The organism is Pseudomonas eucalypticola, assembly GCF_013374995.1.
Lineage (GTDB): Bacteria > Pseudomonadota > Gammaproteobacteria > Pseudomonadales > Pseudomonadaceae > Aquipseudomonas > Aquipseudomonas eucalypticola.
In genome coordinates, this window is the sequence record NZ_CP056030.1 from 5,403,246 (window position 1) to 5,421,266 (window position 18,021).

Genomic DNA, 18,021 nt, shown 5'->3' on the forward strand with positions numbered 1-18,021 from the left:
TTGGAGAAGGCTGGACATCAACAGCGCCAGACTTCAGGTTTCCAGGTCCAGGAAAATGTGGTCCAGCGGGCCCTCGATACGGCTGCGCAGTATGGCAATCACCTCCTCGCCCGCCGCTTCCTGGGCCATTTGCCGGTTCACGCCGTCGCGGCGCTGCGCGGCGGTTTTCAGGTGGGCGCGCTCGTAGGTCGAGGGCAGGCTGCGCGCCTGGCTGTAGTGAAAATGCGCGTACCACAGCGCGGTGCCGTCCAGATCGGCAATCTCATACTCCTGCAGGAAGTCCCGGCCTTTTTTCAGCGCCTTGCGCTCACCCGTGCGGCGAATGCGTATGGCTTTTTCGCCCAGCAGGTAGGCCACCCTCGGCAACGTTGGCGCCTGACGCTTGGTCATGTCGATGCGTACCAGGCGCCCTTCCCTCACCAATTGCGCCGCTTTTTCACGCCACGCCTTGGCACGCGCTTCGGCCGACTCATGGCCCGGCAGGGAATGGTCGGTTTCATTGCTATGGGTCAGGAAGCGGTCGATGGCATCGGCCTGTTCGTTCAATTGGCGCGCGCAGATCAGCAGTTGTTCTTCCACTTCGGCCGGGATGTAGCCCTTGCCCACTTGCCGCCAGGCATCGACTACTTCCTTGTCAGCCGCAGTGAACAATGCGTGGCCCTTCTTCGCAATGACGTTGAGCGACTTGGCCATCGCGGGTGCCGGCACCGGCACCTCGCTCCAGGTACCGGCCAAGGTATCCTGCTGGAACGACGCCAGCACCTTCTGCTCGACGGAGTCGACCACCTCGAAGGTTTCCGGCTGGCCAGCTGCGGGCACGGGGCGTCGCCTGCCCACCACCACGCCGCGCCGTGCGGTGACAATGATGCTGGCGTGGCGGGCCTGGGCACGTTGCTTGCGGGTCATTTTCAATTGTTCGCGCACCAGCGGCACCAGGTCGCCCTGCGCCAGGTGGCGCAACTCGGCGATCAGCTGGTCCAGGCGAGCCATGGCCGTTTCATCCCAGGTGACCCCCTCCAGCTCGCGGTAGTAGGCCAGGGCCTCCTGTGCAGCGGTCAGTTGCTGGTCGACACTGTTGAGCACCTCGACCCGGTCATTCAGCGTGTACTCGGCGCTTTGCTGTAACGTGCCGTGGCTTTGCGCTGCCACCCGCACCGACTCGACCACCGCATTGGCGAAGCGGTCGCATAGCGCGCCTTGGGAGGTGATGTGCCGGATGGCCAGCAGGCCCAGGCCGTCGATAAGCATGCCCATCCAGCACTGCAACGGCACCTGCGACACCTCGTTGCCCTTGAGCGTCTTGAGCACGCGGTCGCCTTCCAGCGGCAGGCGCTCCAGTTGCGCGCGCCAGCCCTGCACCTCTTTGCTCAGGGCGATCTGCCGATCAAGCAGAGCGGTGCTGCGCTGGACGAAGTCGAACAGTAACCGCGCTTGCCCGGCATCGAGGCCGTCTTCTTGCAGCGTCGCCTGCAACGGGTAGGCTTCCCGATTGATGACGTGGCTTTTCATGCGCAGGTTGAACAGTTCTTCGTTGCCCAACTGCCAGGCCACGCCGAGCAATTCTGCCTGTTGACGACTGCGGTCCGCGGCCGGCTCCAGCACATTGAGTTCGCTAATGGCGGCCAATGTGTCGCGCAGCGCTTGCAGGTAAGGGGTAATGTCGTCACTCAGGCGCTCACGAAGGCTACCCACAAGTGCCTCATCGCCTCTGGACTGGGCCATGCCGATCTTGCGGATCAAGACGTTGACCTTGACGTTCATTTCGGTGCGATTCTGGTTGTACGAGTCGATCACAACGCCACAGGCCTCCCTGCGCGCCTGGTTCTCCCGACGCTTCTGGGCGATGCTGCGGTTGGGGCTGCCACCGCGCAGGCGCAGGCTGAGGTCCAGCCGCCAGCGGTTGATTTCGTCGCGCTCCAGCCACGGGCCGGGCAGGTCGGGATGGGCCGGGTCGATGATCCTGGGCTGCTCGCCTTCCAGACTGATCTGGAAAAAATGCCCATCCAGTTTTGCCAGCCAACGTCCGCCGTCTTCGTACAACCCTTGCAATGCCCCATGTGGCACCGGCTGCAGCGCGGCACTGGGTGGCCTTACCTGGTAGCTGGCGAGGCGCGCGCGGTCTTCGCTGGTAAGCTGCTGCGCCGCCCTGGACCAGCTGAAACTCAGCTGGGTGCCAACGCCTTCCGCCTGCAAGGCCGGCGCCTGCAGCACCTCGCCGACGCCCAACGCCGGGGTGGCCCCAGGCCGTGGGTTGAAGGCCTTGATCCAGGGCATGCGTGGCACGCCATGGGCCAACAGCACCAGCGCTACGTTGAAAAACAGGTCGGTGATCACATCGCTGGTGGCATCGTCGTCACCGCGGCTGTTGGCCTGCAGGGCGATATCCAGCGAGGCCATGGCCTGAACCAGCCAGCCGGCGGTGGCCAAAGGTCCGGAAAATACCGGCAGCAAGGCGTTGAACAGCGTCCACCCCAAGGCCTTGTAGCTGACCCAGCGGCTGTCACTGCTCGACATCGACTGACGCCTGGCCACTGTGATCAGTGCCTCGACATTTTGCTCGTACAAATACGCCAGCAGCGGGCTGCTGACGGGCTGGCACGCCAGGGTGGCGGGCGCAGGCTTGAGCACAGGGGCAAACTCCGACCCCTGGCCAAACCGCACGATATGCGGCTCCAGAAAGCCGCCGGACGCGTAGCGGCTCACCGTGCCTGGTTCCAACCAATCGAGCACGCTGCGTTGCAGCAGCCCAGGCTCGACGATGGCCTGCAGCAGGGCGTCCATGCTATCGAATTGCATCAGCGGTTCAGCGAACAGCGGTCGGTACAGCACGCAGGGCCCCTGCCCATCCAGGGCCACGATCAGGTACATGCTGTGCACGAAATCCGGGTGGTAGTCTGGCGCGGCCTTGAACCCCAGGCGCTGCAGGCTGATGGCACGACCGTCGACACTGGGCGCGTCCGGGTTGGCCATGAGCTCAGCCACGTACCGGTAGCCGTCGGCCGTGAAGCCCTGCAACTGCCGCACCTTGTTTTCCAAGGCCACCATGGGCAACTGGCGCGCCAACTGCGCGGCGAAATCGGCCTGGCGGCCTGCGGCCTCGTGGCGATTGTCCTTGAGTTTCTCCGACAGCAGGCGGATGTACGCGGTACCGACGTCAGCCTCGGTGACCAGCGCTTCAATGGCGGCCGTGTCCACCCAGGCCGGCAGGCTCGCACCCTTGCGGGCCTGAATGATGAGATGACCCCGCGGCCGCCCCGACAGATTATCCAGGGCCAACTCGGCCAGGCTGATCTGCTGATCGGTCAGGGTGCGGTGGCCACCGTCGACAATGCTCATCAGCGCATCCGGGGTGGTCAATAGGTGCACTTCGATGTCGTCCTGCAGAGTCGCCGGCGCCTCGGGATGATGCTTGGCGATGATCTGCTGCACCGCCTGGCGGGCGAACGGCACGATACCTGGAATCCCGTCCAGCATGCCTGCACCGTGGCGCTGGTCACGGAGCATGCCCAGCTCGGCCAGGTAAATGGAAAAAATACGCCGGTCCGCTTCCGCGGCCCCTACTAGCCATGCCGGCAAGGCCGCCTGGACCGCCTGCAATTGCGCCACTTCCTCGGCGCTGTCGAGCTCGAACAGGCAGGTCACGCGCTCTACCTGGCGCTGCAGTTCAGCGGCATCACCGGGCTCGCTTCGGCAATGGGCGCCCACCACCTGCACCGCGGCCAACTGCTGCTCCAGAATGGCCTGGGCCTGAACCTCGAAGACGTTCTCCACCGGTTCATACAACGCCATCCGCAAAGGCCTGTCCGCGACTTGCGCTGCCAGTTCGTGGGCGAAGGCCTGGGTCAGGGCATCCAGGCTCGCGAACACCTGAACCCCTTTCACGGGTGTATACAACAGCACCACGTCACGGCCTTCCCGGCTCAGGTGGCGCTGGATGATCAGGGCATGGGTCATTTGCGCGGCCTGGGCATGCCCCTCAACCGCAACGGGAGCCTGGAGGCTGATCAAGCTGGCCCGCAGTGCATCACCCTGATACTGCCCGCGATGCTGGGCGTCGGGCATGCTGACCAGCAACGTCGCCGTCGCCGCTTCGTCGTGGTCCAGGCTGGCGTCGCGCACCTGCCGGTCGACGCAACGCTTTAGCCGTGTCTGCAGCCACACCGCCAACCACTTCCAGCGGTTACCACCCTGCGGCTGCACTTCATCCCAGTAGTCGCATAATGCCTGGGCGTAAGCCTGGAGCAACTGCGGGCCCCATTCATTGAGAATACCCTGCACCTGAGGCACCTTGACGGCCACGGCTGGCGGGTGCTGGGCGTCAGGCTGGTGGCTGAAAAAGTGATAGCCCGGCACCAGGGCCAGGTTGTCGGAGTCCAGGTAGCGTTGCATCAGTACATCCGTCAGCAACCTGTGCGTGTACCCAGCGGCGCCCTGCCGGCCGGGGGTTATCAGGCACAAGCGCGTCAGGTCGAACGAGAGTGTCGGGTAGCAGGTGGCCAACTGCTGGGCGAGCACATCACGGGCCACGTCCAGTAGGCGTGGCCGGCTGCAAAACTGGCGGCTGACACTGCCAGCCAAGGGGGCGAGCCTGGTCACCTGGCCGCTCAGCGAATAGAGGTCGAACATCACGCAAGTCCTTTGCGGGTGAGGGGCCACCATGAAACTCCACCCTTCCCACGCCCAGGTGGTAGCCCCTTATGCCCGGTTTTCCACCGCCCGAAAACGACAAACCCCGCCGAAGCGGGGTTTGATGACGGGCTGACGAATCAGATCGCGCCGCGCGAGCGCAACAGCTCCAGCACTTGCTTGACGCCTTCTTCCAGCGACACGCTCTGGGTGTCGACCACCAGGTCGGCATTGAGCGGCACATCGTACGGGAAAGACTCACCCGGAATGTTGTCGCCACCGGCAGCGTACAGGCCCTGCGGGTCACGCTCGGCACAGACCTGCGGCGAGGCCTGGACATAGACGGTCAGCAGGCGGTCGGCACCGATCAGTGCCTTGGCCTGTTCACGGCCTTCGGCATCCGGCGCCACGAAGGCGGCCAGGGTCAGCAGGCCGGCTTCGTTGAACTGGCGCGCCACGTGAGCGGCACGGCGCCAGTTCTCGGTACGCCCGGCGCGGTCCTGCGGCAAGCCCTTGTTCAAGTCGTGACGCAGGTTCTGGCCGTCGAGCACGAACACCGCGCGGCCCATGTCGAACAGCTTGCGCTCCACGGCATAAGCCAGGGTGCTCTTGCCAGCGCCCGACAGGCCGCTGAACAGCACGGTGGCGGGTTGCTGGCCAAAGCGCAGGGCGCGCTCCTCGGTGGCCACATGGGCCAGTTTGCCATGCTGGCTGGCCGAGCCATGGGGTACCACGGGCGGCGCGATGATCATGCCAGCACCGACGGTACCATTGGTCAGGCGGTCGATGACGATGAACGCACCGGTGGTGCGGTTGCTGTCGTAGCCGTCCAGGGCGATCGAGGCGTCCAGCGCGACCTTCACACGACCGATCTCGTTCAGCGCCAGCGCGCTGCCCGGGCCTTCGGCCAAGGTGTTGACGTCCACCTTGTGAACGATGCTGGCAATCGAGCCCGGCACGTAGCTGGTGGCGCGCTTGATGTCGTATTTCTTGCCCGGCAGCATCGGCTCTTCGGCCATCCATACCAGCATGGCATCGAAGCTGTCGGTCACGGCCGGAACGTTATCGGCGTGCACCAGCAGGTCGCCCCGGGAGATGTCGATCTCATCTTCCATCGTCAGCGTCACGGCCTGGCCAGGCCCGGCCTGCTCCAGTTCACCTTCGAAGGTGACGATGGATTTGACGCGGCTGCTTTTGCCCGACGGCAACACCACCACTTCATCGCCCTTGTGCACGATGCCGCTGGCAAGGGTGCCGGCGAAGCCGCGGAAGTTCAGGTTCGGACGGTTGACGTACTGGACCGGGAAACGCAGGTCAGTGAGGTTGCGGTCGGCAGCCACTTCCACGGTTTCGAGGATTTCCATCAGCGTCTGCCCGGTGTACCACGGCGAACGTTCGCTGTGATTCACCACGTTGTCGCCCTTGAGGGCCGACATCGGCACGAAGTGCAGGCTGGTCGGTTTCAAGGCGATACCTTCGGCAAACTTCAGGTAATCGGCCTTGATTTCCTCGAACACGCCTTCGTCGAAACCCTTGAGGTCCATCTTGTTGATGGCTACGACGATATGCTTGATACCCAGCAGCGAAGCGATGTAGCTGTGGCGGCGAGTCTGGGTCTGCACGCCATAGCGGGCGTCGACCAGGATAATCGCCAGATCACAGGTAGAGGCACCCGTAGCCATGTTGCGGGTGTACTGCTCATGGCCGGGGGTATCGGCGATGATGAACTTGCGCTTGGCCGTCGAGAAGTAGCGGTAAGCCACGTCGATGGTGATGCCTTGCTCGCGCTCGGCCTGCAGGCCGTCCACCAGCAGCGCCAGGTCGATGTCCTCACCGGTGGTGCCGACTTTCTTCGAGTCACGGGTAATGGCTTCCAGGTGATCTTCGTAGATCATCTTGGAATCGTGCAGCAGGCGCCCGATCAGGGTGCTCTTGCCGTCGTCGACGTTGCCACAGGTCAGGAAGCGCAGCAGCTCCTTGCGCTCGTGCTGGCCCAGGTAAGCGAGGATATCCTCGCTGATCAAATCGGATTGGTGCGACATGGTCTGACCCTAACTTAGAAATAGCCTTGACGTTTCTTGTCTTCCATCGAGCCGGCACCATCGTGGTCGATGACCCGGCCCTGGCGCTCGGAAGTTCGCGTCAGGAGCATTTCCTGAATGATGTCGGTCAGGCTCGCGGCCTCCGACTCCACCGCGCCCGTCAACGGGTAGCAGCCAAGGGTACGGAAACGTACTTTTTTCTTGACGATCTGGGCCTTTTCTTCCTCGCTGAGGTGTTCCAGGATACGATCGTCGTCGATCATGATCAGGGTGCCATTCTTCTCGATCACTTCACGCTCGGCGGCGAAGTACAGCGGCACGATCGGAATGCCTTCCAGGTAGATGTATTGCCAGATGTCCAGCTCGGTCCAGTTCGACAGCGGGAACACGCGAATGGATTCGCCCTTGTTGACCTTGCCGTTGTACACGTTCCACAACTCAGGGCGCTGGTTCTTGGGGTCCCAGCGGTGCTTGCTGTCGCGGAACGAGTAGACACGTTCCTTGGCCCGCGACTTCTCTTCGTCGCGGCGCGCACCGCCGAAGGCCGCGTCGAAGCCGTATTTGTCCAGCGCCTGTTTCAGGCCCTGGGTCTTCATGATGTCGGTGTGCTTGGAACTGCCGTGGGTGAACGGGTTGATGCCCTGGGCCACGCCTTCGGGGTTGACGTGCACCAGCAGGTCCAGGCCCAGCTCTTCGACCATGCGGTCGCGGAACTTGTACATCTCCTGAAACTTCCACTGGGTGTCCACGTGCATGACCGGGAACGGCAGCTTGCCTGGGAAGAACGCCTTGCGTGCCAGGTGCAGCATCACGGCAGAGTCTTTACCGATGGAGTAGAGCATCACCGGGTTATCGAACTCGGCAGCCACCTCACGGATGATGTGGATGCTCTCCGCCTCCAACTGTTTCAAATGCGTCAGTTTGTCGACCATGGCTACTCACGGAATTACATTCGTTATGGACGGCCTGCGGGCCGTGTTCGAGCCGCCCACTCTAGCACAGCGGCCTCTTCTATCTAATTGGGTGGTTAGAACGAAGCAGTATAAGAATATGCCCGCAGGTTTGGGGCGCCTGGCCTCTCAGCCGGCCGTTGCCTTCTGTGGGGCCGGGCGACTTCAGATCGGGTTGGGGCAATCGATGAAGATGTGCTCCACGGCGAAGCGCCGCGCCAGGTAGTCACCCAATGCCTGCACGCCATAGCGCTCGGTGGCGTGGTGGCCGGCGGCGATGAAGCTGACGCCGTTTTCCCGGGCGCTGTGGAAGGTCTGCTCGGAGGCCTCGCCGCTGATGTACAGGTCGACACCGGCGGCGATCGCCTGGTCGATGTAGCCCTGGCCACCACCGGTGCACCAACCCACCCGCCGGATCATCGCTTCGCCTTCGATCAACAGCGGTTCGCGCCCCAGGGCTTCCTGCACCCGGCGGGCAAAGTCGCGGGCGGTCACCGGTTCGGCCAGCGACCCCACCAGGCCCACCACTCGGGGGTTTTCCGGGTCTAGCGGGCCCTCAACGGTGATGTCCAGCTGGCGGGCCAACTGTACGTTGTTGCCCACCTCCGGGTGCAGGTCCAGGGGCAAGTGGTAGGCCAACAGGCTGATATCGTGCTTGAGCAGGGTTTTCAGGCGCCGCTGCTTCATGCCGACCACGCAGGGGTTTTCACCCTTCCAGAAATAGCCGTGGTGCACCAGCACCAGGTCCGCGCCCGCGTCCACCGCTGCGTCCAGCAGCGCCTGGCTGGCGGTAACACCACTGACGATGCGCATCACCTGTGGACGGCCCTCGACCTGCAGGCCATTGGGGCAATAATCCTGGATTTTCCCGCTGCCGAGGTAGCGATCGGCTTCCTCCACCAGCGTGCTCAGTGCAACAGCCATAAAAGACTCCTAAATAGGCAGTTCAGAGCGGCGCAAGCCCTCGTATAATGGCGCCCATTATGAGCCTCCCCCACGCCCTGGGGAATGGCTTGCGCTCCTTAGCAAATTCCCAGGATCCGTTAAATGTTCAAGGCACTGCGTTATTTTGGCTGGCCGCTGCTGACTGGTTTACTCATCGCCTTGCTGATCATTCAGCGTTTCCCGCAACTGGTGGGCTTGCCCAGCCAGGACGTCAACCTGCAACAAGTGGCGCAGAGCTCCTCCAGCGTGGTCCAGGGCCCCGTCACCTATGCCGACGCCGTGGTGCTGGCGGCCCCCGCCGTGGTCAACCTGTACACCACCAAGGTCGCGAACAAGACCAGCCACCCCTTGTTCGAAGACCCGCAATTTCGCCGTTTCTTCGGCGACAACCTGCCCAAGCAGCGGCGCATGGAGTCAAGCCTCGGTTCGGGCGTGATCATGAGCCCCGAAGGCTACCTGCTGACCAACAACCACGTGGTGGCCAACGCCGACCAGATCGTGGTGGCGCTCAAGGACGGCCGTGAAACCCTGGCCCGCGTTATCGGCAGCGACCCCGAAACAGACCTGGCGGTGCTGAAGATCGACCTGCAGAACCTGCCCTCGATCACCATCGGCCGTTCCGACAACATTCGCATCGGCGACGTGGCGCTGGCCATCGGCAACCCGTTCGGCGTCGGCCAGACCGTGACCATGGGCATCATCAGCGCCACGGGCCGCAACCAGCTGGGCCTGAACACCTATGAAGACTTCATCCAGACTGACGCTGCCATCAACCCGGGCAACTCCGGTGGCGCGCTGGTGGACGCCAACGGCAACCTGACCGGTATCAACACGGCCATCTTCTCCAAGTCCGGTGGCTCCCAGGGCATCGGCTTCGCCATCCCGATCAAGCTGGCGCTGGAAGTGATGAAGTCGATCATCGAGCACGGCCAGGTCATTCGTGGCTGGCTGGGCATTGAAGTACAGCCGCTGACCCAGGAGCTGGCAGACTCCTTCGGCCTGAAAGACCGCCCCGGCATCGTCGTCGCTGGCATCTTCCGCGACGGCCCGGCGCAGAAAGCCGGCCTGCAACTGGGCGACGTCATCCTGAGCATCGATGGCCAGCCAGCCGGCGACGGGCGCAAATCCATGAACCAGGTGGCGCGCACCAAGCCGAACGACCGCATCGAGATCCAGATCATGCGCAATGGCAAGGAGAAGAAACTCACCGCCGAAGTGGGCCTGCGTCCGCCACCGGCGCCGAGTGCCACTGAAGAAGTGCAGTGACGAAAAAGCCCGCGAAAGCGGGCTTTTTCATGGCCGGGGCGAACAGGCCGGCGTTGCTGGCAGAGGTTACAGCGCGTCGAGCAGCGCCTGGTTCTGTTCGGGCGTGCCGATGCTGATGCGCAGGAACTGGGCAATGCGCGGCTGCTTGAAGTGGCGCACGATCACGCCCTTTTCACGCACTTTCGCCGCGATCGCAGCGGCATCCTGCTGCGGGTGGCGGGCGAAGATGAAGTTCGCAGCCGATGGCAGCACCTCGAAACCGCGCTGGGTCAGTTCGGCCACCAGCTGCTCGCGGCTGTCGATCACCAGCTGGCAGGTGCGCTCGAAGTATTCGCGGTCCTTGAACGAAGCCGCACCGCCGACAATCGCCAGGCGGTCCAGCGGGTAGGAGTTGAAGCTGTTCTTGACCCGCTCCAGCGCCTCGATCAGGTCCGGGTGACCAACGGCCAGGCCAACCCGCAGGCCCGCCAGGGACCGCGACTTGGACAGGGTCTGGGTCACGAGCAGGTTGGGGTAGCGGTTGACCAGGGCGATGGCGGTCTCGCCGCCGAAGTCGATGTAGGCTTCGTCGACCACCACCACCGAATCCGGGCTGTTCTTCACCAGTTGCTCCACAGCGTCCAGTGCCAGCACGCAACCAGTAGGCGCGTTCGGGTTGGGGAAGATGATGCCGCCATTGGGGCGGGCATAGTCTTCGACGCGGATCTGGAACTGCTCATCCAGCGCCACCGGCGCCGAGGCAATGCCGTAGAGACCGCAGTACACCGGGTAAAAGCTGTAGCTGATGTCCGGGAACAGCAGCGGCAGGTCGTGCTGGAACAGGCCGTGGAAGATGTGCGCCAGCACTTCGTCCGAGCCGTTGCCCAGGAACACCTGGTTGGGCTGAACGCCGTAGAACTCGCACACCGCCTGCTTGAGCAGGTCGCTGTTGGGGTCCGGATACAGGCGCAGGTTGTCACCTAACTCGGCACGCATCGCTTCGATGGCCTTGGGCGACGGGCCGTAAGGGTTTTCGTTGGTGTTCAGCTTCACCAGGTTGGCGACCTTGGGCTGTTCGCCCGGCACGTAGGGCACCAGTTCCTTGACGAAGGGGCTCCAGAATTTGCTCATGTCTCAGTTCCCTTGCTGGTCGTCGGCGAGAATGCGGTATTCGGCGCTGCGAGCGTGGGCGCTCAGCGATTCGCCGCGGGCCAGGATCGAAGCGGTCTTGCCCAGCTCGGATGCGCCCTGCTGCGAACAGAAGATGATCGACGAACGCTTCTGAAAGTCATACACGCCTAGCGGCGAGGAAAAACGTGCGGTGCCGGAGGTCGGCAGTACGTGGTTGGGGCCTGCGCAGTAGTCACCCAGGGCCTCGCTGGTGTGGCGCCCCATGAAGATGGCGCCGGCGTGGCGGATCTTCGGCAGCCAGGCCTGCGGGTCGGCCACCGACAGTTCCAGATGTTCCGGTGCGATGCGGTTGGCCACTTCAATGGCCTGCTCCATGTCCGCTACCTGGATCAAGGCACCACGACCATTGATCGAGGTATTGATGATCTCGGCACGGTCCATGGTAGGCAGCAGCTTGTCGATGCTGGCGGCCACCTTGTCGAGAAACGCCGCATCAGGGCTGACGAGGATGGCCTGGGCGTCTTCGTCGTGCTCGGCCTGGGAGAACAGGTCCATGGCGATCCAGTCCGGGTCGGTCTGGCCGTCGCACACCACCAGGATCTCGGACGGGCCGGCGATCATGTCGATGCCTACCTGGCCAAACACATGGCGCTTGGCGGTGGCCACGTAGATGTTGCCGGGGCCGACCACCTTGTCGACCTGTGGCACGCTCTCGGTGCCGTAGGCCAGCGCGGCCACGGCCTGGGCGCCACCGATGGTGAACACCCGGTCGACACCGGCGATGCATGCGGCGGCCAGTACCAGTTCGTTGACCTCACCACGCGGCGTAGGCACCACCATGACCACTTCGGTCACGCCGGCGACCTTCGCCGGAATGGCGTTCATCAGCACCGAGGACGGGTACGAAGCCTTGCCGCCGGGCACGTACAGGCCGGCCCGGTCCAGCGGAGTGACCTTCTGGCCCAGCACCGTGCCGTCGGCTTCGGTGTAGCTCCAGGAGTCCTGCTTCTGCTTCTCGTGGTAGCTGCGCACGCGTTCGGCGGCCTTTTCCAGGGCCTGGCGCTGCTCTGGGGTGATACGGGTCAGGGCCAGCTCAAGGCGCTCACGACCCAGGATCAGGTCAGCCATGGAGGCCACCTGCAGGCCATCGAAGCGCTGGGTGAACTCTACCAGCGCCGCATCACCGCGTTCGCGCACCGCCTTGATGATGTCGAGCACGCGCTGGTTGACCGAGTCGTCGGACACGCTTTCCCAGCTCAGCAGATGATCCAGATGGCGCGCGAAGTCCGGATCAGTGGCGTTGAGTCGACGGATTGCTGTGGACGTGGTCATAGCGGGCCTCAATAGTTGGCGAATGCTGAAAATAGCAAATCTCAGGCGCCGCTAGACTACCAAGCCATCCGCGTGGGCACCTGAGAATTCTGGCTATGACACGGATAGATGGGCGCGGCTCAAGGCCGCGCGTGTGGGTCAGCCGCGGTGTCGCGACTCCACTGCCTTGCGCAGGGTGTCGATCAGGGACTGGATGCGGGCATGCTGCATCTTCATCGACGCCTTGTTCACCACCAGGCGTGAGCTGATGGTGGCGATCAGTTCCTGGGGTTCCAGGCCGTTGGCGCGCAAGGTGTTGCCGGTGTCGACCACGTCGATGATCTTGTCGGCCAAGCCCACCAGCGGGGCCAGCTCCATGGAGCCGTACAGCTTGATGATGTCGACCTGGCGGCCCTGTTCGGCATAGTAGCGCTTGGCGACGTTGACGAATTTGGTGGCCACGCGCAGGCGGCCCTTGGGCTCTGGCGCGCCAATGGCACCGGCGGTCATGAGTTTGCACTGGGCAATCTGCAGGTCCAGCGGCTCATACAGGCCTTGGCCGGTGTATTCCATCAGCACGTCCTTGCCGGCGACGCCGAGGTCGGCGGCGCCATGCTCGACGTAGGTCGGCACGTCGGTGGCACGCACGATCAGCAGGCGCACATCGTCCTGGGTCGTGGGGATGATCAGCTTGCGGCTCTTATCCGGATTCTCGGTCGGGACGATGCCCGCCTCCGCCAGCAATGGCAGGGTGTCATCGAGAATGCGGCCCTTGGACAGCGCGATGGTCAACATGGAAAACGTCTTTCCTTAATCAGGATTGTGCCCGGTCGCAACCGGCGCCGGGCCACTGCCGGGCCCCTGGGGCCCTGGCTGGACAGATTCATGGGGCGCGTCCCTGCGCCCGAAAACAGCTTAGCCCGGCACGCGACGGATCTTGGCGCCCAGCATCTGCAGTTTTTCCTCGATGCACTCGTAACCACGGTCGATGTGGTAGATGCGGTCGATCAGGGTGTCACCGTCGGCCACCAGGGCCGAGATCACCAGGCTGGCCGAGGCACGCAGGTCGGTAGCCATGACAGGCGCGCCCTTGAGCTTCTCGGTACCGGTGACGATGGCGGTGTTGCCTTCCACCTGGATGTGCGCGCCCATGCGGTGCATTTCGTACACGTGCATGAAGCGGTTCTCGAAGATGGTCTCGATGACCGCGCCGGTGCCTTCGGCGATGGCGTTCAGGGAGATGAACTGCGCCTGCATGTCAGTCGGGAACGCCGGGTACGGCGCGGTGCGCACGTTGACGGCCTTCGGACGCTTGCCATGCATGTCCAGCTCGATCCAGTCTTCACCGGTGGTGATCTGGGCGCCCGCTTCCTTGAGTTTTTCCAGCACGGCTTCCAGGATGGTCGGATCGGTGTCCTTGACCTTCACACGGCCACCGGTGGCGGCAGCGGCGACCAGGTAGGTGCCGGTCTCGATACGGTCGGGCATTACCTTGTAGGTGGCCGAGTCCAGGCGCTTGACGCCATCGATGGTGATGGTGTCGGTGCCAGCGCCGTGGATCTTGGCGCCCATGGCGATCAGGAAGTTCGCCAGGTCGACCACTTCCGGCTCACGCGCGGCGTTCTGCAGCACGCTGCGGCCGTTGGCCAGGGCCGCGGCCATCATGATGTTCTCGGTACCGGTCACGCTGACGGTATCGAAGAAGAAGTTCGCGCCACGCAGGCCGCCTTCCGGCGCCTTGGCCTTGATGTAGCCGCCTTCCACGTCGATGACCGCACCCATGGCTTCAAGGCCGCGGATGTGCAGGTCCACCGGGCGCGAGCCGATGGCGCAACCGCCAGGCAGCGCCACTTCGGCTTCACCGAAACGGGCGACCATGGGGCCGAGCACCAAGATCGAGGCGCGCATGGTTTTCACCAGCTCGTACGGAGCGACCAGGGTCTTGATGGTGCGCGGGTCGATCTCGACCGACAGCTTTTCGTCGATCACAGGCTCGATGCCCATGCGGCCGAACAGCTCGATCATCGTGGTGATGTCGTGCAGGTGTGGCAGGTTCGCCACGGTCACCGGGCCATCGGCCAGCAGCGTCGCCGCCAGAATCGGCAGGGCAGAGTTCTTCGCCCCGGAAATACGGATTTCGCCATCAAGACGAACGCCGCCAGTAATAATCAGTTTGTCCATAAGAATCTCGACGCCCTCAGGCTCAGGTGCGCTCAGCCCAGGCTGCGCTGCTGAAAAATTTCATTGTGACCGCATGGATGCTGCCATCGACGATCCAGGGATTGAGATGAGCATAGATCTGCTGCTGACGCTTGACCGGGCTCAGCGCGGCCAGCTCGTCGCTGATCACGTTCAATTGGAAGTTGCAGCCTTCGCCTTCAACTTCGACCTGGACGTTCGCCAGTTTTTCTTCAAGAAAACGCTTAACTTCTACGGCCTGCATGCTCAACCTCGATCGGCGCCCTGTGCGCGCGGGTCGGCCATCATACAAAAAAAGCCCCTCGCCTGCGAACCCCGGTTAACAGGACTCTGACGGAGGGGCTTGTTCATTGTGCCTGATTGTTCACGCCGCGGACAAAATCCCGGTCAGTTGGCACACTTCGGCTATTTGTTGCATGTCCCGTGGCAGGCCCCGGAAGGCCAGGGTCTTGCCACTGGCGATAGCATCACGCTGCAAGCACAGCAGCAGGGACAGCCCCACGCTGCTGGACTTGACCACGCCGGCGCAGTCCAGCACCAGGGCAGTGCCCTGGCTGGCCTTGACCAGGGCCTGGCCCTGCTTGCGCAAGGCCGTGCCCGTGCTGTAGTCCAGCACGCCAGTCAGCAGCAGCTCGCCGCTGGCGCCCTGGCTGATGGCGGCCTGGGTCATTGGGCAGCACCCGTGCCCTTCTCGGCCTTGGCCTTGGCCACTTCGCCGGCCCAGCCGTCGATGGTCTTGTCCAGGTTGTTGCCGTTGCGCTGCATGGCATCGGCGAACTGGTCGCGGAACAGCTTGCCCAGGTTGATGCCATTGACGATGACGTTACGCACTTTCCATTCGCCGTTCAGCTTCACCAGGGTGTACTGCACCGGATAGACGGCGCCGTTGTTGCCCTTGACGGTCATGTCGACGCTGGTGCGATCGCCTTCGTCGCCCTTGGCAGCGCCCACGGTGATGCCCTGGTTGTTGTACTCCAGCAGCGCGTTGCCATAGAACTGCATCAGGCCACGCTTGAAGTTCTCCTCGAAGCGCTTGATCTGTTCAGGGGAGGCGTTGCGCGAGTACTTGACGGTCATGATGCTCTTGGAGATGCCATCAGCGTCGACCACAGGGCCGATGATGTTGTTCAGGGCATCGTAGAACTTGCTGGGATCGGTCTTGTACTGCTCTTTGTTGGTGGCCAGGTCGGCCAGCAGTTCCTTGGTGGTGCGATCCACCAGGTCATGCGCCGACTGGTCGGCAGCATTGGCCAGCAGCGGCACACAGGCCAGCAGCACGAGCAGGCCACGTCGCAGGATGGACATCATGGGGTAACTCCTCATTTGGCGTCTTTGCTAACGGTATTGAGCAGGAATTTGCCGATCAGATCTTCCAGTACAAGGGACGACTGGGTGTCATGAATGGTTCCACCGTCGGTGAGCAGCTTGTCATCGCCACCTACGCTCAGGCCGATGTACTTCTCGCCCAGCAAGCCCGCGGTGAGGATGGAGGCAGTGGAGTCGACCGGCAGGTTGTTGACCTTCTTGTCGATCTGCATGGTCACCCGGCCAGTGAAGTTGTCGCGGTCCAGGTCAATGGCCGTGACCTTGCCCACGGTGACGCCGGCCATGGTGACCTTGGCGCGCACGGTCAGGCCGGCGATGTTGTCGAAGTATGCGTACAGCTTGTAGGTATCGTTGGCAGCGCTGGTGGACAGGCCGCTGACACGCAGGGCCAGCAGAATCAACGCCAGTATCCCGGCCAGCAAAAACATGCCGACACCGATTTCCAGGGTGCGGTTTTGCATCAGAAATCTCCAAACATCAAAGCGGTCAGAATAAAGTCCAGGCCCAGGATGGCCAGCGAGGCGTAAACCACGGTCTTGGTGGTGGCACGGCTGATCCCCTCTGAAGTGGGCTCGCAGTCATACCCCTGAAACACGGCGATCCACGTCACCACGAAGGCGAACACGATGCTCTTGATCACGCCGTTGACGACATCGTCGGTAAAGCTGACGCTGTTCTGCATGTTGGCCCAGAACGAACCGTCATACACGCCCAGCCAGTCGATGGCGACCCACGAACCACCCCAGATGCCGACCACGCTGAAAATGATGGCCAGGATCGGCAGGGAAATGAAACCGGCCCACAAGCGCGGCGCGGCGATGTATTTGAGCGGGTCGACGCCGATCATTTCCAGGCTCGACAGCTGCTCGGTGGACTTCATGTTGCCGATCTCGGCGGTCAGCGCCGAGCCGGCGCGCCCGGCGAACAGCAGCGCGGTGACCACCGGCCCCAGTTCACGCAGCAGGGTCAGCGCAACCATCTGCCCCACGGCCTGCTCGGAGCCGTACTTGGTGAGGATGCTGAAGCCCTGCAAGGCCAGCACCATGCCGATGAACATGCCGGAGACGACGATGATCAGCAGCGACATCACGCCAACTGAATACAGTTGCTTGACCAGCAGTTGAAAGCCGCCGCCAATACCCCGGCGGCCGACCAGTGCGTGCAGCAAAAACAGCCCGGAGCGCCCCAGCACCGCCACCATGTCGATGGCCGCGCGGCCGAACAGGCGAATGCGTTCCAGCAGTGATTTCTTGCGCATCAGCGCGTCCCCAGAAGATCGGCGCGGTAGTCCGGCGCCGGGAAATGGAAAGGAACGGGCCCGTCGGGGTCGCCTTTCATGAATTGACGGATGCGTGGATTGTCGGCGGCCATCAGCTCCCGTGGCGTGCCCTGGCCCAGCACCTGGCCATCGCCAACCACGTAGATGTAGTCGGCGATGCTGGCGGTTTCGGCCAGGTCGTGGGACACCACGATGCTGGTGATGCCCAGCGCGTCGTTGAGCAGACGGATCAAGCGCACCAGCACCCCCATGGCGATGGGGTCCTGGCCCACGAACGGCTCGTCGTACATGAGGATCTGCGGGTCCATGGCGATGGCCCGGGCCAGCGCCACGCGGCGTTTCATGCCGCCGGACAGCTCGTCGGGCATCAGCTCCACCGCGCCGCGCAGGCCCACGGCCTGCAGTTTCATCAGCACGATGTCGCGGATCATGTCGTCGGGCAGGTCGGTATGGACCCGCAGCGGGAACGCTACGTTCTCGAACACATCGAGGTCGGTGAACAACGCGCCGCTCTGGAACAGCACGCCCATGTGCTTGCGCGCGTCGAACAGCGCGCTGCGCGACAGGGTCGGCAGGTCCTGGCCATTGACCAGTACCTGGCCGGCGCTCGGGCGCAGCTGCGCGCCCATCAGGCGCAGCAGCGTGGTCTTGCCGCAGCCGGAAGGTCCCATGATACCGGTGACCTTGCCGCGTGGAATGCGGATATCGACATTATTGAAGATACTCCGCGAGCCGCGCCTGAAGGAAACACCCTTCAGCTCGACCGCGTAGTCATTATCGGCACTCATCTAAACTCCTTGCGATGCAGCCTGTCCTCGGACGCTTCCCCCTGTCACGAAGACACGCGCGCTTCTGGCGGGCCAACTGGCGGCGAACTATATCACCCCTGACACACCCGCCCCAAGGCTGTCGAATCAGAGCTTTCGCAACAAGACGTTTAAAGGATGACGATCGAACGTGAGGCTTT

The 18,021-nt window shown here is 63.2% G+C and carries 15 protein-coding genes; 1 reads left to right on the plus strand and 14 read right to left on the minus strand.

The window, feature by feature from the left end:
- Positions 1-33: 33 nt before the first annotated feature.
- The 4 genes from HWQ56_RS24140 to HWQ56_RS24155 all read right to left on the minus strand — a co-directional run bounded on the left by HWQ56_RS24140 (position 34) and on the right by HWQ56_RS24155 (position 8,542).
- Positions 34-4,626 carry a dermonecrotic toxin domain-containing protein gene (locus HWQ56_RS24140; protein WP_176571954.1) on the minus strand — a complete coding sequence of 1,531 codons (4,593 nt, stop codon included), beginning with the start codon at positions 4,624-4,626 and terminating at the stop codon, positions 34-36.
- A gap of 140 nt (positions 4,627-4,766) precedes the next feature.
- Positions 4,767-6,668 (minus strand): sulfate adenylyltransferase subunit CysN, encoded by a 1,902-nt coding sequence (gene cysN, locus HWQ56_RS24145; protein ID WP_158155236.1) that lies wholly within the window; start codon positions 6,666-6,668, stop codon positions 4,767-4,769.
- A 14-nt stretch (positions 6,669-6,682) separates the two neighbouring features.
- Positions 6,683-7,600, minus strand: coding sequence for a sulfate adenylyltransferase subunit CysD (gene cysD, locus HWQ56_RS24150; RefSeq protein ID WP_176571955.1), 918 nt, complete (start codon positions 7,598-7,600; stop codon positions 6,683-6,685).
- 183 nt (positions 7,601-7,783) lie between these two features.
- Complete coding sequence (locus HWQ56_RS24155) at positions 7,784-8,542, minus strand: Nif3-like dinuclear metal center hexameric protein (RefSeq protein ID WP_158155232.1); 759 nt, start codon at positions 8,540-8,542, stop codon at positions 7,784-7,786.
- Between the two features lie 123 nt (positions 8,543-8,665).
- On the opposite strand from HWQ56_RS24155, the gene algW reads away from it, so the two are divergent.
- Positions 8,666-9,829, plus strand: a complete 1,164-nt coding sequence (gene algW, locus HWQ56_RS24160; RefSeq protein ID WP_158155230.1) for a Do family serine endopeptidase AlgW — start codon at positions 8,666-8,668, stop codon at positions 9,827-9,829.
- A 66-nt stretch (positions 9,830-9,895) separates the two neighbouring features.
- On the opposite strand, the gene hisC is transcribed toward algW, so the two are convergent.
- The 10 genes from hisC to HWQ56_RS24210 form a co-directional block, all read right to left on the minus strand.
- Complete coding sequence (gene hisC, locus HWQ56_RS24165) at positions 9,896-10,939, minus strand: histidinol-phosphate transaminase (RefSeq protein ID WP_176571956.1); 1,044 nt, start codon at positions 10,937-10,939, stop codon at positions 9,896-9,898.
- Positions 10,940-10,942: 3 nt separating this feature from the next.
- Positions 10,943-12,271, minus strand: coding sequence for a histidinol dehydrogenase (hisD, locus tag HWQ56_RS24170; RefSeq protein ID WP_158155226.1), 1,329 nt, complete (start codon positions 12,269-12,271; stop codon positions 10,943-10,945).
- Positions 12,272-12,409: 138 nt separating this feature from the next.
- Positions 12,410-13,045 (minus strand): ATP phosphoribosyltransferase, encoded by a 636-nt coding sequence (gene hisG / locus HWQ56_RS24175; RefSeq protein WP_158155224.1) that lies wholly within the window; start codon positions 13,043-13,045, stop codon positions 12,410-12,412.
- Positions 13,046-13,165: 120 nt separating this feature from the next.
- Positions 13,166-14,431: a UDP-N-acetylglucosamine 1-carboxyvinyltransferase gene (murA, locus tag HWQ56_RS24180; RefSeq protein WP_158155222.1), complete on the minus strand. Its 1,266-nt coding sequence runs from the start codon at positions 14,429-14,431 to the stop codon at positions 13,166-13,168.
- A gap of 22 nt (positions 14,432-14,453) precedes the next feature.
- The gene (locus HWQ56_RS24185) at positions 14,454-14,693 is read right to left on the minus strand and encodes a BolA family protein (RefSeq protein WP_158155220.1); all 240 of its coding nucleotides are present in this window, start codon (positions 14,691-14,693) and stop codon (positions 14,454-14,456) included.
- Positions 14,694-14,813: 120 nt separating this feature from the next.
- Positions 14,814-15,119 (minus strand): STAS domain-containing protein, encoded by a 306-nt coding sequence (locus tag HWQ56_RS24190; protein ID WP_158155218.1) that lies wholly within the window; start codon positions 15,117-15,119, stop codon positions 14,814-14,816.
- Positions 15,116-15,757, minus strand: coding sequence for an MlaC/ttg2D family ABC transporter substrate-binding protein (locus HWQ56_RS24195; protein WP_176571957.1), 642 nt, complete (start codon positions 15,755-15,757; stop codon positions 15,116-15,118). Before HWQ56_RS24195 ends, HWQ56_RS24190 begins: the two co-directional genes overlap by 4 nt.
- A gap of 11 nt (positions 15,758-15,768) precedes the next feature.
- The gene (gene mlaD, locus HWQ56_RS24200) at positions 15,769-16,236 is read right to left on the minus strand and encodes an outer membrane lipid asymmetry maintenance protein MlaD (protein ID WP_158155214.1); all 468 of its coding nucleotides are present in this window, start codon (positions 16,234-16,236) and stop codon (positions 15,769-15,771) included.
- Positions 16,236-17,033 carry a lipid asymmetry maintenance ABC transporter permease subunit MlaE gene (gene mlaE / locus HWQ56_RS24205; protein ID WP_158155212.1) on the minus strand — a complete coding sequence of 266 codons (798 nt, stop codon included), beginning with the start codon at positions 17,031-17,033 and terminating at the stop codon, positions 16,236-16,238. Before mlaE ends, mlaD begins: the two co-directional genes overlap by 1 nt.
- The gene (locus HWQ56_RS24210) at positions 17,033-17,842 is read right to left on the minus strand and encodes an ATP-binding cassette domain-containing protein (RefSeq protein WP_176571958.1); all 810 of its coding nucleotides are present in this window, start codon (positions 17,840-17,842) and stop codon (positions 17,033-17,035) included. The genes mlaE and HWQ56_RS24210 overlap by 1 nt, the downstream gene beginning before the upstream one ends.
- Positions 17,843-18,021 lie beyond the last annotated feature (179 nt).

Bases quoted from the DNA above. Each gene is read 5' to 3' on its own strand.
- HWQ56_RS24140 (WP_176571954.1), bottom strand. From the start codon at position 4,626: ATGTTCGACCTCTATTCGCTGAGCGGCCAGGTGACCAGGCTCGCCCCC.
- cysN (WP_158155236.1), bottom strand. From the start codon at position 6,668: ATGTCGCACCAATCCGATTTGATCAGCGAGGATATCCTCGCTTACCTG.
- cysD (WP_176571955.1), bottom strand. From the start codon at position 7,600: ATGGTCGACAAACTGACGCATTTGAAACAGTTGGAGGCGGAGAGCATC.
- HWQ56_RS24155 (WP_158155232.1), bottom strand. From the start codon at position 8,542: ATGGCTGTTGCACTGAGCACGCTGGTGGAGGAAGCCGATCGCTACCTC.
- algW (WP_158155230.1), top strand. From the start codon at position 8,666: ATGTTCAAGGCACTGCGTTATTTTGGCTGGCCGCTGCTGACTGGTTTA.
- hisC (WP_176571956.1), bottom strand. From the start codon at position 10,939: ATGAGCAAATTCTGGAGCCCCTTCGTCAAGGAACTGGTGCCCTACGTG.
- hisD (WP_158155226.1), bottom strand. From the start codon at position 12,271: ATGACCACGTCCACAGCAATCCGTCGACTCAACGCCACTGATCCGGAC.
- hisG (WP_158155224.1), bottom strand. From the start codon at position 13,045: ATGTTGACCATCGCGCTGTCCAAGGGCCGCATTCTCGATGACACCCTG.
- murA (WP_158155222.1), bottom strand. From the start codon at position 14,431: ATGGACAAACTGATTATTACTGGCGGCGTTCGTCTTGATGGCGAAATC.
- HWQ56_RS24185 (WP_158155220.1), bottom strand. From the start codon at position 14,693: ATGCAGGCCGTAGAAGTTAAGCGTTTTCTTGAAGAAAAACTGGCGAAC.
- HWQ56_RS24190 (WP_158155218.1), bottom strand. From the start codon at position 15,119: ATGACCCAGGCCGCCATCAGCCAGGGCGCCAGCGGCGAGCTGCTGCTG.
- HWQ56_RS24195 (WP_176571957.1), bottom strand. From the start codon at position 15,757: ATGATGTCCATCCTGCGACGTGGCCTGCTCGTGCTGCTGGCCTGTGTG.
- mlaD (WP_158155214.1), bottom strand. From the start codon at position 16,236: ATGCAAAACCGCACCCTGGAAATCGGTGTCGGCATGTTTTTGCTGGCC.
- mlaE (WP_158155212.1), bottom strand. From the start codon at position 17,033: ATGCGCAAGAAATCACTGCTGGAACGCATTCGCCTGTTCGGCCGCGCG.
- HWQ56_RS24210 (WP_176571958.1), bottom strand. From the start codon at position 17,842: ATGAGTGCCGATAATGACTACGCGGTCGAGCTGAAGGGTGTTTCCTTC.